The organism is Paracidovorax sp. MALMAid1276 (assembly GCF_049198005.1).
GTDB lineage: Bacteria > Pseudomonadota > Gammaproteobacteria > Burkholderiales > Burkholderiaceae_C > Acidovorax.
In genome coordinates, this window is the sequence record NZ_JBMIRS010000041.1 from 19,588 (window position 1) to 33,463 (window position 13,876).

The 13,876-nt window shown below is 68.7% G+C and carries 10 protein-coding genes; 6 read left to right on the top strand and 4 right to left on the bottom strand.

The window, feature by feature from the left end; genetic code table 11:
* Positions 1-146 precede the first annotated feature (146 nt).
* From ACOQFS_RS02125 to ACOQFS_RS02135, 3 genes are all read left to right on the top strand, one after another.
* Positions 147-866 carry a glutaredoxin family protein gene (locus ACOQFS_RS02125; protein ID WP_421561365.1) on the top strand — a complete coding sequence of 240 codons (720 nt, stop codon included), beginning with the start codon at positions 147-149 and terminating at the stop codon, positions 864-866.
* Between the two features lie 61 nt (positions 867-927).
* Positions 928-1,434, top strand: a complete 507-nt coding sequence (locus ACOQFS_RS02130) for a hypothetical protein (protein WP_421561337.1) — start codon at positions 928-930, stop codon at positions 1,432-1,434.
* A gap of 1,420 nt (positions 1,435-2,854) precedes the next feature.
* A complete protein-coding gene (locus ACOQFS_RS02135) occupies positions 2,855-3,223 on the top strand; it encodes a DUF1428 domain-containing protein (protein ID WP_421561338.1) in 369 nt (122 codons plus the stop codon).
* Between the two features lie 54 nt (positions 3,224-3,277).
* Here ACOQFS_RS02135 and ACOQFS_RS02140 read toward each other — a convergent pair whose 3' ends face one another.
* Entirely contained in the window at positions 3,278-8,170 is a 4,893-nt protein-coding gene (locus ACOQFS_RS02140; RefSeq protein ID WP_421561339.1) for an EAL domain-containing protein, read from the bottom strand.
* 325 nt (positions 8,171-8,495) lie between these two features.
* On the opposite strand from ACOQFS_RS02140, the gene ACOQFS_RS02145 reads away from it, so the two are divergent.
* Together ACOQFS_RS02145 and ACOQFS_RS02150 are read left to right on the top strand one after the other, a co-directional pair.
* Complete coding sequence (locus tag ACOQFS_RS02145) at positions 8,496-8,972, top strand: MerR family DNA-binding transcriptional regulator (RefSeq protein WP_421561340.1); 477 nt, start codon at positions 8,496-8,498, stop codon at positions 8,970-8,972.
* Between the two features lie 116 nt (positions 8,973-9,088).
* Positions 9,089-9,517 (top strand): PaaI family thioesterase, encoded by a 429-nt coding sequence (locus tag ACOQFS_RS02150; protein ID WP_421561366.1) that lies wholly within the window; start codon positions 9,089-9,091, stop codon positions 9,515-9,517.
* A 13-nt stretch (positions 9,518-9,530) separates the two neighbouring features.
* Here ACOQFS_RS02150 and ACOQFS_RS02155 read toward each other — a convergent pair whose 3' ends face one another.
* From ACOQFS_RS02155 to leuA, 3 genes are all read right to left on the bottom strand, one after another.
* On the bottom strand, positions 9,531-10,631 hold the full coding sequence (locus ACOQFS_RS02155; protein ID WP_421561341.1) for a 3-deoxy-7-phosphoheptulonate synthase: 1,101 nt from the start codon (positions 10,629-10,631) through the stop codon (positions 9,531-9,533).
* Between the two features lie 168 nt (positions 10,632-10,799).
* On the bottom strand, positions 10,800-11,309 hold the full coding sequence (locus tag ACOQFS_RS02160) for a C40 family peptidase (RefSeq protein WP_421561342.1): 510 nt from the start codon (positions 11,307-11,309) through the stop codon (positions 10,800-10,802).
* A 92-nt stretch (positions 11,310-11,401) separates the two neighbouring features.
* Positions 11,402-13,090, bottom strand: coding sequence for a 2-isopropylmalate synthase (gene leuA / locus ACOQFS_RS02165; RefSeq protein WP_421561343.1), 1,689 nt, complete (start codon positions 13,088-13,090; stop codon positions 11,402-11,404).
* A gap of 389 nt (positions 13,091-13,479) precedes the next feature.
* On the opposite strand from leuA, the gene ACOQFS_RS02170 reads away from it, so the two are divergent.
* Positions 13,480-13,839 (top strand): YciI family protein, encoded by a 360-nt coding sequence (locus ACOQFS_RS02170; RefSeq protein WP_421561344.1) that lies wholly within the window; start codon positions 13,480-13,482, stop codon positions 13,837-13,839.
* Positions 13,840-13,876: the final 37 nt, after the last annotated feature.

The following is a 13,876-nucleotide window of genomic DNA, read 5'->3' on the forward strand; positions in this document are numbered from 1 at the left end:
TTGGGACGACCGCCTCCGGGCGGTGCGTTCCTACAGACACCGTGACCGGGCGCGCGCACCATGGGCCCATGACTTCCCCCGCAGACACTCCCGCACATTCCCGCTCTCCGGCGACCGACGGTCGGCCGGTGGCCACGCTTTACCGCATGGTCATGCCGGGCCACATCTGCCCGTATGGCCTCAAGGCCCGCTTTCTGCTGCGGCGCAAGGGGCTGGCGGTGGACGACCACTGGTTGCGGACCCGCGAAGAGACCGACGAATTCAAGGCCCGGCATGGCGTCGAATCCACGCCCCAGGTGTTCATCGACGGACGCCGCATTGGCGGCTATGAAGCGCTGCGCCGCCACTTCGGCCTGCACGTGAAGGAGGAGGGCGAAACCACATACCGGCCCGTGGTGGCCGTGTTCGCCGTGGCGCTCTTGATGGCCGCTGCGATGCGGTGGGCGGCCGGGCTGCCGCTCGTGAGCGCCGAGCTGGTGGCGTCGTTCGTGGCGGCCAGCATGTGTCTGCTGGCCATGCTCAAGCTGCAGGACCTGGAATCGTTTTCCACCATGTTCCTGAACTACGACCTGCTGGCCCGCCGCGCCGTGCCCTATGCCTACGCCTACCCGTTCGGCGAACTGCTCGCGGGGGTGCTGATGCTGTCCGGGCAAGGGCTGTGGCTGGTGGTGCCCGTGGCGGCGTTCATCGGCACGGTGGGCGCGGTGTCGGTGTTTCAGGCCGTGTATGTGGAAAAGCGCGCACTGCGCTGCGCCTGCGTGGGCGGTGGCAGCCAGGTGCCGCTCGGCTTCGTTTCGCTGACCGAGAACCTCATGATGGTGGGCATGGCCGTGTGGATGGGGCTGAGGCTGGCGGGCACGCTGTGAGGGATGCGGCAGCCGGTTGCCGCTATGCTCTGCGCCTTTTTTCCGTTCCGTGCGCCACCTTATGACCCACCCCACTTCCGACAGCTCCGACACGCACGACACGCCGGACACCATCCAGGAACCCCGCTGCTGGAGCGATGGCCGCTGGACGGCGCAGGTCATCAAGAACGAGGACGACGACGGCTGGGCGGTGTCCATGACGCTCAAAGGCGAATCCGAGCCCGCGCTGGTCGGCCCTTGGACGATGGGGCGCGACAAGAAGAACCCCAAGCCGCTCGATGTGTCGGCCTTCCACACCCTGGTCAAGACCGCGAGCGAGGTGCTGCGCCGCCACGAACAGCAGTTGCACGCACAGCTGAACAAGAGCGTGCACATCACCACCGCCGATGGCCAGCGCCTGCGCGTGGCGCTGGCCATCGTGCCCGACGAGGAAGGCGCCACGGCCACGCTGAGCGCGCAGGACGAGCTGGGTGAAGAGGTGGCGCGTGCGTCTGCGCCGCCCACCTTCAAGCTCACGCCGGCCAGCGCAGCAGCCTGGGCCGACGGCGGGTTTCAGCGCGTGCGTTGAGTGCGCCGCGAAGCATAGATAGCCGTTCACGCTGAGCCTGTCGAAGCGCTGCGCAAGGCTTCGACAGGCTCAGCCCGAACGGACGTTGGCGGTGCGCGGATCGTCAAACAACGCCCAAGCCACTTGCGCCGTGGATATCCAGGCCAATCGCCTTGGTGACCATGCTGGCTTCGCCGACCTCCTAAGAACGTGTTTACGATCTCGCAGGGGTCGCGTTGGAGCGCAATCGGGATGAGTGGATGCCTCGGATGCGCCGCATGGGCTCATGCCCATGCCAGCAGCCGGGGCGTTCAGTCGCCCGATTTCGCTCCAACCCGAAGGGCAGTGGCCTTGTCGGGCGGTCTGCGGCGTTGCGGCGCTTGTGGATAGCTGGGCTATCCACTGCGCACCGCGCCTGGCATCCCATCCCGGCAAGGTACTTGTGCGACTCCAAAAAGACATTGAACAGGCTCTTAAGCCAGCGCGCTCCCTGTGGACAAACCTGGGAGGAGTTCTGGCACAACCCGGAGGTTATCCACAGAAAATCGCGCCTCGCGAAAGTTGTTGTCTGTTCGCACCGTGCAAACCCCGGCTGCGTCCCACAGACTTTGGCGGTGTGCAAGCCCTTGTCGGCATTGAAGAAAAAGGCCTTGTCCACAGAAAAGCGCCCGCTCTACTACTACTGCTATTTATATAAATTGAATTCAATGAACAACAGAAACCCCCAAATCCGGGGTACGGCGCAAGCCGTGTGGACAGGGTGCGTCGGCAATCGGCGCAGCGGGAGGTCGACGGGTGGGCCCAACGGGGTGATGCGTCTGGGCGCTTGCGGGTCGCACAGCGCCATTGCGCAGTGAAGAAGTGAAGAAGTGAAGAAGCGACGGATGGGCAACGCGGTGCCCGCGCCCCTCTCCTTCTACCCAGCACCACGCAGACGAGAAGGTTTGTTATCAAATTGATAGCTATCAGCGCTTGATGGATAAGCGCTGAAGCCGATTTTTATTGAATTTTTTGCGCGCAGTGCCTGCGGTGCACAAGCGTGGGGATAGATCTGGCACAACCGGGCCGTTGTCCACAGAAAAAGCGGTCGGCTCCGGTTTGTCCCCGTTGCGGGTGCAGCGGCAGCGGGGCCGCATGCACAGGGTTGCGGGGCGCGCAAGTGCTTGGTGCGCCTGGCAAAAAGGCAGTTGTCCACAGCCCGGGCGGGCCCTTACTACTACCACTATGTATTTATAAAAAGATAAAGGAACAAGACAGGGGAGAACCCGCGCGGACGCCACGCATGCGTGCATGCAGGCACGCGCCCGAAACACTTCGTGACGAAATGGCGCGGCGCGCGTGTCGAGCGGGCTGCGGCCCGTTCGTCGTAAGCATGCAGGGCGCCCACAGGGGCGCACCGCACGGTTCATCCATTCATCCATCCATCCACAGGAGCAGATCTATGTCTTACATCGATGGTTTCGTGATCGCCGTCCCCACGGCCAACAAGCAGGCCTTTATCGACCATGCACGCAAGCTCGACCCGATCTTTCTCGAACTGGGCGCGCTGCGCGTGATCGAGGGCTGGGGCGACGACGTGCCGGACGGCAAGCTCACCGACTTCCGCCGCGCGGTGCAGGCCACGCCGCAGGAGACGGTGGCGTTCTCATGGATCGAGTGGCCCGACAAGGCCACGCGCGACGCGGGCATGAAGAAGATGATGGAGGACCCGCGCATGGACCCGAACGCCCCCGGCAACCCGCCCATGCCGTTCGACGGCAAGCGCATGATCTTTGGCGGCTTCGAGCCGGTGGTGGAAGTGAAGGCCTGAGGACGGAGGACGCGCAGCTGCCCGGCGCGCGTTGGCGCATCCCAACCCCGTGGCCTAGGCGTCTGCGGGGCGCAGGAAGGCCTGCAGCCGGTCGGCCGACAGCGGGCGGCTGAACAGGTAGCCCTGGCACAGCATGCACCCCGCCTCGGCCAGCAGTGCGCGCTGCTCCTCGGTCTCCACGCCTTCGGCGATCACCTCCAGCCGCAGGCTGCGCGACAGGCCGATGATGGTGTCCACGATGGCGGCATCGTTGGGGTCGGTGAGCAGGTCGCGCACGAAGCTCTGGTCGATCTTGAGCTGGTCGAGCGGCATGCGCTTGAGGTAGCTCAGGCTGGAATAGCCCGTGCCGAAGTCGTCCAGCGAGAAGCCCACGCCGTAGCTGCGCAGCGCCTCCATGGTGGCGATGGTGGTTTCCATGTCTTCCACCAGCACGCTCTCGGTCAGCTCCAGCTTGAGCTGGCCCGAGGGCGCGCCCGTGATGGCCAGCACGCGGGCCACGTCGTCCACAAAGCTGGCGTGGCGGAACTGGCGCGAGCTCACGTTCACGGCCATGGTCAGGTGGGCCAGCGCGGGGTCGTCCTGCCAGCTGGCCAGCAGCTTGCAGGCGTTGTGCAGCACCCAGCGGCCCAGCGACAGGATGAGCCCGGTCTCCTCGGCCAGCGGGATGAACTGCGCCGGCGACACCATGCCGCGCTGCGGGTGGGCCCAGCGCACCAGGGCCTCCACGCCCACGCAGCGGCCGGACTGGTGCATCTGCGGCTGGAAGTGCAGCAAGAACTCGTCCTGCACCAGCGCCGCGCGCAGGTCGGCCTCCAGCGCGGCGCGGGTGGTCACCACGGCCTGCATGTCGGGGTCAAAGAAGCGCAGCGTGTTGCGCCCGGCCGTCTTGGCCTGGTACATGGCCAGGTCGGCCTGCTTGAGCAGCTCGCCCACGCTGGTGGTGGCGCCCGTGAACGGCGCAATGCCGATGCTGGGCGTGCTGCGGTACTGGTAGCCGGACAGCGCATACGGCACGGCCAGCATGGCCAGGATCTTTTCGCCCACGCCGCGCGCATGCAGGGCCAGTTCGTGGGGCTTGGGGCTCAGCTCCTCCAGCATCACCACGAACTCGTCGCCCCCCAGGCGGGCCACGGTGTCCACGGCGCGCACGCAGGTGTTCAGGCGCTGCGCCACCTGCTGCAGCAGCAGGTCGCCCTGGTCGTGGCCCAGCGTGTCGTTGAGCTGCTTGAAGTTGTCCAGGTCGATGAACAGCAGCGCCCCGCCCTGTTGGCGCCGCTGCGCGTTGTTCAGCGCATGGCCCATGCGGTCCATCAGCAGCATGCGGTTGGGCAGGCCGGTGAGCGCGTCGTAGAAGGCCAGGCGCTGGATCTCGCGCTCGCTGGCCTTGCGCTGGCGGATGTCGGTGTTGATGGCCAGGATGGACTGCGGCTTGCCGTCTTCGCCCACCACCAGCGTCCAGCGGCCCTCCACCTCGATGGTGCTGCCGTCGCGGTGGCGCTGCACGATCTCGCCCGTCCACTCGCCGTGGTCCAGCACGGCCTGCGTGGCGTGGCGGAAGTGGGTGGGGTCGTCGTAGAGCAGGGATTCGATGGATTGGCCCAGCGCCTGCAGCTGCGACCAGCCGTACAGGCGCTCCGCGCTCTTGTTCCAGAAGATGATGCGGTGTTCGAGGTCGCGCACCAGGATCGCGTCCTGCGCTTTGTCCAGCAGCGAGGCCTGGTGGCGGATGCGGGCGTCGGCCTGCTGGCGGTCGATCTCGGCCGAGGCCCGGGCCGCGAAGATCTGCAGGGTGGACGTGATGAAGCCCGTCTCGGCAATGGGCTGGCGGAACAGCACGAACACGATGCCCACCACTTCGCCATCGGCGTTGCACAGCTGCTGGCCGGCATAGCCCTGGGCGCCCACGTAGCGCAGCATGGGCGCCTCGGGAAACTGCTGCTGCGCCTTGTCGGTCACCACGTAGGCGCGCTGCGACAGCAGCAGCAGGCTGGGCGTGCCGGCCAGGGTGAACTCGTTGTGGGGCATCAGCCGCCCATCCACCACGGCGGCCAGGGTGGCCACACGCGGCGGCTGGTCCTTGGCCGGGGGCAGCAGGCGCACCACACAGCCGCCCTGGGCACCCAGCGCGTCGGCCATGTTGCGCACCAGCTGCACAAAAAACTCGGTGCCGGTGCTGGCCGACACGGCAGCCGCCACCTTCAGCACCGAGGCCTGCAGCCGCTGCTGTTCCTTGCGCGCGCGCAGGCTGGTGATGCCGAAGGCGACGTCGTTGGACAACTCCTGCAGCAGCGCCGCCTCTTCGGGGCTGATCTGCAGGATGTCCGGCGCGTACAGGTAGAGCAAGCCGAAGGTGCGGTCCTCGCCCTGGCCCGGGTCGCGGGCCGTGAGCGGCAGGCAGATCACGCCGTGGAAGCCGTTTTCCAGCATGCGCCCGGTCCAGTCGGCAAAGTCGCCCTGGGTGCGGATGTCCTGCACGATCACCGGCTTGCCCGAGCGCACGGCGATGCCGGCCGGGCCGCGCCCATAGGGGTCATCGGCCGACCAGGACAGCGGCAGGTTGTCCAGATAGCGCTCGTTGTGGCCCGCGTGCGCCACCGGCTGGATGGACTTGCGCTCGTCATCCAGCGCGAACCCCACCCAGCCCATGCGGTAGCCGCCGATGTCCACCGCAATCTGGCAGATGGCCTGCAGCAGCGCGGTCTCGGAGGTGGCGCGCACCAGGGTTTCGTTGCAGGCGCTCAGCAGGCGCTGCGCGCGCCCCATGCGGGCCAGCTCGCGCTCGGTGCGCAGCCGCTCGGTCACGTCGGTGGCCAGCACCTGCCGCGCCGGCCGGCCGTTGAAGCTGATGCTGCCGGCCGTGATCTCCACATCCATGAAGCCGCCGTTCTTCTTCACGTGGCGGCTGACCACCGGCTTGTTGCGCTGGTCCATGGGGATGGCGTCGATGAGGGCGCGCACGTTCTCGCGGCGCTCGGGCGGCCACAGGTCCGTCATGCCCATGCCCAGCAGCTCGGCCTCGGTGTAGCCGTAGTGCGTCACCATCGCCTGGTTCACGGCCACCAGCTGCTGGGACTGCTTGTCGTACACCCACATCGGGTGCGGGTGCTCGTCAAACAGCATGCGGTATTGCTGCTCGGACGCGCGCAACTGCCCTGCCACGTGCCGCAGCTGCACCATGGCACCCAGCGACTCCGTGATGATCTCCAGGTGGGCCACGTCACGGCGCGAGAACGCGTGGGCCTTGTCGGACGTGACCTTGAGCGAGCCCACCACCGCGTTGCCCGAGCGCAGCGGCACCGCCATGACCGACAGCACGCCGTGCCGGTGGGGCATGGACGCCATGTCCCAGCCTTCGGCCTCGGTGTCGTTGCAGACCACGGTGCGGCCTTCGCTGAGCGCCGGCCACAGGATGCTCTGGTCCACCGGCAGCAGATTGCCCGGGGGCCGCACATGGTCGCCGGCCGAGGCCTGGGCCACCAGCTGCCGGCCCTCCAGCAGCTCCACCATGGCGCCGCGCGCGCCGGTCTGCTGCAGCAGGGTGTCGGCCACCAGCTGCAGCACCTCGGGCAGCGGCATGTCCAGCGACGAGATGCGGTGCTGCACCTTCAGCAGCTCGGCGTGCTGCCGGGCGTCGCGCTGCGCGGCCAGCTCGGCCTCCTTCTGGGCGCTGATGTCGGCCATGCCGCCCACCATGCGCACGGCCTTGCCGTCCGCCGCACGGATCAGAAAGCCCCGGTCGAACACCCAGGCATAGCTGCCGTCGCTGCGCCGGAAGCGGTATTCGGCCGACCAATGGGCGTCGGCGCCGTCGATCGCGGCATGGATGCCGCGCAGCACCTCTTCGCTGTCGTCGGGGTGCAGGCGCAAGGTCCAGGAGGTGCTGTCGGGCGGCAGCTCGTGCAGCGGCACGCCGAACAGGGTCTGCATGCCCTCGTTCCACCACATGGCGTCGGTGATCAGGTTCCAGTCCCACACCGCATCGGCCGTGGCGCGCGACACCAGGTGGAAGCGCTCTTCGCTTTCGCTGCGGGCCTGTTGGGCCAGCCGCTGCGCCGAGACGTCCTGGAAAGCGCCCTGGATGCGCACGATCTGCCCCTCGGCGTTGCGCACGGCCTGGCCCACGGTGCGCACCCAGAAGCGCCTTCCGGCGGGCGTGACGAGTTCGGCCTCCACATCGAACGGCGTGCCGCGCCGCACGCAGTTCTCGAAAGCCGTGCGGATGGCCTTGCGGTGCATCTCGGGGTACAGCTCCAGCACCTGCTCCACCGACCCCAGCCGCCCGGAAATGCCGAAGGTCGCGGCGATCTCCTGCGAGCCGTTCAGCTGCAGGCTGGGCAGCTCCACGATCCATCCGCCGATGCGGGCGATGCGGCCGGCCACGCGCAGCGTCTCGCTTTGCGCCAGCATCTCGGTGTGCATCTGCTCGCGCTCCTGCACCAGCTGGGACAGCAGCCGCTGCTGGCGGCGCAGCTCCAGCTGCGCCATGGCCTGGTTGGCCAGCAGCTGCAGGCTCTCGACCTGCGCGGCATCCAGCGAGCGCGGCGTGGTGTCCAGCACCGCCAACGCGCCCAGCGCGAAGCCTTCGGGGCTCACCAGCGGCACGCAGGCATAAAAGCGCACCCCGGGCTCGCCCGTGACCAGCGGGTTCTGCGCATGGGCCGGGTGGCCGCTGGCATCGGGCACCACCACAGGCTCGCGGCTGCCGCCCAGCACATGCGCGCAGAACGCCACCGCCCGGTCCGTCTGCTCAAAAGGAACACCCACCGCCGCCTTGAACCACTGGCGCTCGCCGTCGACGAAGCTGATCACGGCCATGGGGCAGCCGCACAGCCGGGCTGCCAGCAGCGCCAGCTGGTCAAAGCCTTCTTCGGCCGGGGTGTCAAGGATGGCGTAGGACTGCAGGGCGTGGAGCCGGGCGGCTTCTGCGGCGGCTTGCGCGGGCTGCATGGTGTCAGGCGGCCAGGTGCCGCATCAGCGCGCACCCGCGCACAGGGTCCGGTACGGCGGGGCGGCAAGCGCGCAACAACGTCGGCAACATGGGTGTCGGACCGGCTGGACAGGCAGTGGGGAAAGGCCGCCGGGACGGGGCCGCCACGGCGAATACGGCGAAAAGGCAATGCTACACCGCGCGCACCGCCGACGCAGTGCGTGCCGATGCGGGTTTGTCCCACGTTGCGCCGGGCCGGCCCCACCGTGCGACACAAGGCCCCACCCGGTGCGCGCAGTCGCCAAGGCAACCTTCGCGCAGGGCGAGGCTTGCTAACGTGACCGCATGCAGATCTCCGAACTCGCGCGCCGCACCGGCGTGTCCGTCCATGCCCTGCGGCACTACGAGCGGCAGGGCCTGATCCGCCCCCGCCGGCTTGCCAATGGCTACCGCGAGTACCCGGAAGGCCTGCGGCGCGAAGTGGTGTTCATCGCCATGTCGCGCCGCCTGGGCTTCGCGCTGCCCGACATCGCCCGTCGCCTGGGCGACTACCGCGCCGGCACCTTGCGCATCGACGACATGGTGCAGGCCCTGCAGCAGCGCGTGCAGGCGCTGGACAAAGACATCGCCCGCCTGCAGGCCCAGAAGGCCACCGTGCTGGAGCACCAGGCCTGGCTGCGCCGCCAGGCCGCCCCGGCCCCGGCCCCGCGCCGCGCCGACCCCGCCAAGGCCCCCGCACCCTGGCCCCGCGTGCGCGGCCGGGGCCCGGGGGCGGCACCGCATCGCACCACCCCACCACCACCACCCAGGAGCCTTCCATGACATCGACCCTTGCCTCCACACCGTCGTCCGCACCGTCGTCCACACCCTCTACCGCGCCCTCGTCCGCACCTTCATCCCCGCACGCGCTGCACAGCCTGCAGGCGCTGGTGCTGGGCATGCCCATGGCCCGCACGCTGGGCCTGCGCTTTGTGCATGCAGAGCCCGGCCAGATCGAGCTGGAGATGCCGGTGAACGAAGACTTTTGCTTTCGGCCCGGGCAGTTGCAGGCCACGGCGGTGTTTGCGATCGCCGACTTTGCCGCCGTGGCGGCGGCGGGCAGCGTGCTGCCGCAGGGCTGGAGCAACGCCACGGTGGACACCACGCTCAAGCTGGTGGCGCCCGCCCGGGGCCGCTGCCTGCGGGCCCGGGGCCGGGTGGTGAACGCGGCGCGCCTGCTCACCGTGTGTGCGGCCGACGTGTGGGCGGTGGACGCCGCCACCGGCGACGAAACCCTGTGCGCCACGCTGCTCGCCACCGCACGCAATGTCGAGACCCCGGGCATGGCGGCGACCCCGGCGGCCCCTGCCACCGCACCGCAGGCTTGAGGGACGAGCGGCTTCAGCCACGCGCGCGGCGGGCGCGCACTGCGGAGGCCAGGCTTTCGAGCACCGGCACGGTCTGCGCCAGGCTGATGCAGGCATCGGTGACCGACACGCCGGGCGTGAGCGGCTGGCCCACCACGATGTCCTGGCGGCCTTCCTGCAGGTGGCTCTCGATCATCAGGCCGGTGATGCGGCGATCCCCCGCCGCAATCTGAGCCGCCACCTCGCCCGCCACCGCTATCTGCCGCTGGTGCTGCTTGCTGCTGTTGGCGTGGCTCACGTCGATCATCACCTGCTCGCGCAGGCCGGCGGCCTGGAGCACGGCGCAGGTTGCGTCCACATCGGCGGCGCTGTAGTTGGGCTGCTTGCCGCCGCGCAGGATCACGTGGCAGTCGTTGTTGCCGCGCGTCTCGAAGATCGCCGCCTGCCCCATCTTGGTCATGCCCATGAAGGCGTGCGCGGCGCTCGCAGCCTGGATGGCGTCGCTCGCAACCTTCACGCCGCCATCGGTGCCGTTCTTGAAGCCCACGGGGCACGACAGGCCGCTGGCCAGCTGGCGGTGGCTCTGGCTCTCGGTGGTGCGCGCGCCGATCGCGCCCCAGCTCACCAGGTCGCTGATGAACTGGGGTGACAGCAGGTCCAGGAACTCGGTGCCCACGGGCAGACCCAGCGCCAGCACGTCCAGCAGCAGCTGGCGCGCCAGCTCCAGGCCTTCGTTGATGGCGAAGCTGCCATCCAGGTGCGGATCGTTGATATAGCCCTTCCAGCCCACGGTGGTGCGCGGCTTTTCAAAATAAACGCGCATCACCACCAGCAGGTCGTCCTGCAGCGCATCGGCCTGCGCCTTCAGCTGCCGCGCATAGTCCATGGCCTGGCCGTGGTCGTGGATGGAGCACGGCCCCACCACCACGATCAATCGGTCGTCCTGCCCGTGCAGGATGCGCGAGATGGCGGCCCGGCTGGTCTCCACCAGCGCGTGCGCGGCGTCGGGCGCGGGCAGCCATTCCTGCAGCAGCGCCGGCGTGATCAGCGGCCGCACGGCCTTGATGCGCGTGTCGTCGATGCGGGTGGTGTCGTGGGTGGAAACGGGGGTGGCAAAGCGGTGGGCGTGGGTCATGGTGGGCCCGATTGTCGCGGAGCCCGGTCGCTGGGCCACGTGAGGCACGTTGCCGGATGCCGGCGCGGCCCCCGCGAGAGACGCAGAGCAAGGGCCGCCCCGCAGCGAGTGCGTCGTCCCCCTGCCCGCAGCGCGCAGCGGCGAAGCCGATCAGGGGGCTGTCCGAATTCAAGGCCGGCGAAACGCCGCGTTCTGCCGCGCCCAGTGGCGCGACTGCAGGTGGTCGAGCCGCACCGTGCCGCCGGTGGACGGCGCGTGCACAAAGCGGCCCTCGCCCACGTAGATGCCCGCATGGTTGGGCTGGGCGCCGGTGCCGAACACCACCAGGTCGCCCGTGCGCAGCTCGCTGCCGTCGATGGGCATGCCCCAGGTGTTGAGCTGCGCCACCGTGCGCGGCGGCGGCGTGCCCACCTGGTTGCGGTAGACGTAGCCGATCAGCCCGCTGCAATCAAACCCGGAATCCGGCGTGTTGCCGCCATAGCGGTAGGGCGTGCCCACCAGTCCCAGCGCGTGGATGGCGATGTCGTGCGCCTGCTCGGCGGTGAGGGGCGGTGCGGTGCGCACCGGGGCGACGGGCGCGGAACGGGGCGGAGGCCGGGACGTGCCGCAGCCGGCCAGCACCAGCAGGGCGGCGGTGCAGGCGGCGGCAAGGCCCAGGCGGGAGACAGCAACAGGCATGGGCCCGAGCGTACTGGAAGGGCGGCGCGCTGTGCCGCTACCCCACCAGTGCCCTGGGGATATTGGTCAAATATGCCATCAGCGCTTATCCATCAAGCGCTGGCAGCTATGATTTTTGATGGCATCGCCCCACCCCGCGCCACCAGCCGGTTGGCCACGCTGACGATGGCCTGCACCGACGCGGTGACGATGTTGTGGTGTGCCCCCGCGCCAAAGGTGGCGCCGGCCACGCCGTCCATCGCGGCTTCGACGATGGCCAGGGCCTGGGCGTGGGCGCCGGTGCCGGTGGCGCGTTCTTCGTAGTGGTCGATGCGCAGCGGCAGGCCGAGGGCGTCCACCGTGGCGGCGATCGGGCCGTTGCCCTGGCCGCGCAGGGTCTGGCGCGTGCCGTCGATGCTCACATCGAGCTCGATGCCCTGGCCGTCTTCATCGAGCCGGTGGCTGTGGCAGGTGATGGCGGCCGGCGCGGGGGCGTGCAGGTAGGTGGCCTGGAACAGCGTCCACAGCGCATCGCCGCTCATCTCGCCTTCGCTGGCATCGGTGGCGCGCTGCACCACGGCGCTGAATTCGACCTGCATGCGCCGGGGCATGACCACGCCGTGCTCGCGCTCCAGCAAGAAGGCGATGCCGCCCTTGCCCGACTGGCTGTTCACGCGGATCACGCTGTCGTACGTGCGGCCCAGGTCCGCCGGGTCGATGGGCAGGTAGGGCACTTCCCACAGGCCGTTCGGGTCCTGCGCGGCAAAGCCTTTCTTGATCGCGTCCTGGTGCGAGCCCGAGAACGCGGTGAACACCAAATCGCCCGCATAGGGGTGGCGCGGGTGCACGGGCAGGGCCGTGCATTCCTCGGCGATGCGCGCCACCGAGGTGATGTCCGAAAAATCGAGGCCCGGGTGCACGCCCTGGGTGTAGAGGTTGAGCGCCAAGGTCACGATGTCCACATTGCCGCAGCGCTCGCCGTTGCCGAACAGGCAGCCTTCCACCCGGTCGGCCCCGGCCATCATCGCCAGCTCGGCCGCGGCCACGCCGGTGCCGCGGTCGTTGTGCGGGTGCACCGACAGCACGATGTGTTCGCGGGGGCTGAGGTGCCGGTGCATCCACTCGATCTGGTCGGCAAACACGTTGGGCGTGGCGTTCTCCACGGTGGTGGGCAGGTTGATGATGATGGGCCGGCCCGGGCCCGCGCCCCACGTGGCAATCGCGGTCTGGCAGGCCTTGAGGGACACGGGCAGCTCGGTGGCGCTGAAGGTCTCGGGTGAGTACTGCAAGGTCCACTGCGTTTCGGGCTGCGCGTCGGTGAGCTGCTTGAGGTAGCCCACGTGGTGGGCGATGAGCTGCATCACCTGCGTCACGTTCATGCCGAACACGATGCGCCGCCACGCGGGTGCGGTGGCGTTGTACAGGTGCACGATGGCGCGGGGGGCGCCTTGCACCGCTTCCACCGTGCGGGCGATCAGGTCTTCGCGCGACTGGGTCATGACCATCAGGGTCACGTCATCGGGGACGCGGTCTTCGTCGATCAGGCGGCGGACGAAGTCGAAATCGGTCTGCGACGCGGCGGGAAAGCCGACCTCGATTTCCTTGAAGCCGATGCGCACCAGCTCCTCGAACAGGCGCATCTTGCGCTCGCCGTTCATCGGCTCGAACAGCGCCTGGTTGCCGTCGCGCAGGTCGGTGGAGAGCCACCGGGGTGCGTGGGTGATGCTGCGGCTGGGCCATTGGCGGTCGGCGAGCGCAATGGGGGCGATGGGCTGGTACTTGGTGGCGGGCTTGGCAATCATGATCTTGGCTCCACGAACGGTGCAGTGCGCGGGGGCACTGCGGGTCAGACGAAAAGAAACGTGTGACATCCCCTGCAGCCCTTTGCGTGGTGCAAAGGCTGGTTCGCGGGCCGGGGTCAGGGGGAGATCAGGTGTTGCGCGAGATGGCAACGGTGGCGAACGCAGGCAGACCCCGGCCGGGCACTAGGCCTAGCGATAGGGTGGACAGGAGCTGCTGGCTGCGTTGCATGAGGGGGCCAACCTTAGCACAGGCTGGCTGCGGCCCGCAACAATTTGAATGAAAAACGCCTTCAGCGCTTTACCAATAAGCACTTATAGCTATCAAAATAATAGTATGCGCCGCTGATAGGATGGCGGTCCCGCATCACCCTTCGCCCGGAGGCTTTCTCATGCCCTACATGCTGCTCATCATGGAACCCCACGGCCAGCGCGCCGAGCGGGGGCTGGCCGGGGGGCAGGAGGCCTATGCGCGCATGCTGCAGTTTGGCGAGGGCCTGAAGGCCCGGGGCCTGCTGCTGGCCACCGAGTCGCTGGCCAGCACCGAGCAGGCCGTGCGCCTGCAGGTGCGCGACGGCCAGCCCCGCATGGTGGACGGCCCGTTTGCGGAGACCAAGGAAATGGTGGGCGGCTTCTTCTTGCTGGACTGCGCCACGCGCGAGGAGGCCGTGGCCATTGCGCGCGACTGCCCGGCGGCCGAATGGGCGACCGTGGAAGTGCGCGAAGTGGCGCCCTGCTACCACGGCGCCTGACGCGCTTGCGCGCTCCGCCGCCAGCGGCGGGCGGGGC

Bases quoted from the DNA above. Each gene is read 5' to 3' on its own strand.
- ACOQFS_RS02125 (WP_421561365.1), top strand. From the start codon at position 147: ATGGTCATGCCGGGCCACATCTGCCCGTATGGCCTCAAGGCCCGCTTT.
- ACOQFS_RS02130 (WP_421561337.1), top strand. From the start codon at position 928: ATGACCCACCCCACTTCCGACAGCTCCGACACGCACGACACGCCGGAC.
- ACOQFS_RS02135 (WP_421561338.1), top strand. From the start codon at position 2,855: ATGTCTTACATCGATGGTTTCGTGATCGCCGTCCCCACGGCCAACAAG.
- ACOQFS_RS02140 (WP_421561339.1), bottom strand. From the start codon at position 8,170: ATGCAGCCCGCGCAAGCCGCCGCAGAAGCCGCCCGGCTCCACGCCCTG.
- ACOQFS_RS02145 (WP_421561340.1), top strand. From the start codon at position 8,496: ATGCAGATCTCCGAACTCGCGCGCCGCACCGGCGTGTCCGTCCATGCC.
- ACOQFS_RS02150 (WP_421561366.1), top strand. From the start codon at position 9,089: ATGCCCATGGCCCGCACGCTGGGCCTGCGCTTTGTGCATGCAGAGCCC.
- ACOQFS_RS02155 (WP_421561341.1), bottom strand. From the start codon at position 10,631: ATGACCCACGCCCACCGCTTTGCCACCCCCGTTTCCACCCACGACACC.
- ACOQFS_RS02160 (WP_421561342.1), bottom strand. From the start codon at position 11,309: ATGCCTGTTGCTGTCTCCCGCCTGGGCCTTGCCGCCGCCTGCACCGCC.
- leuA (WP_421561343.1), bottom strand. From the start codon at position 13,090: ATGATTGCCAAGCCCGCCACCAAGTACCAGCCCATCGCCCCCATTGCG.
- ACOQFS_RS02170 (WP_421561344.1), top strand. From the start codon at position 13,480: ATGCCCTACATGCTGCTCATCATGGAACCCCACGGCCAGCGCGCCGAG.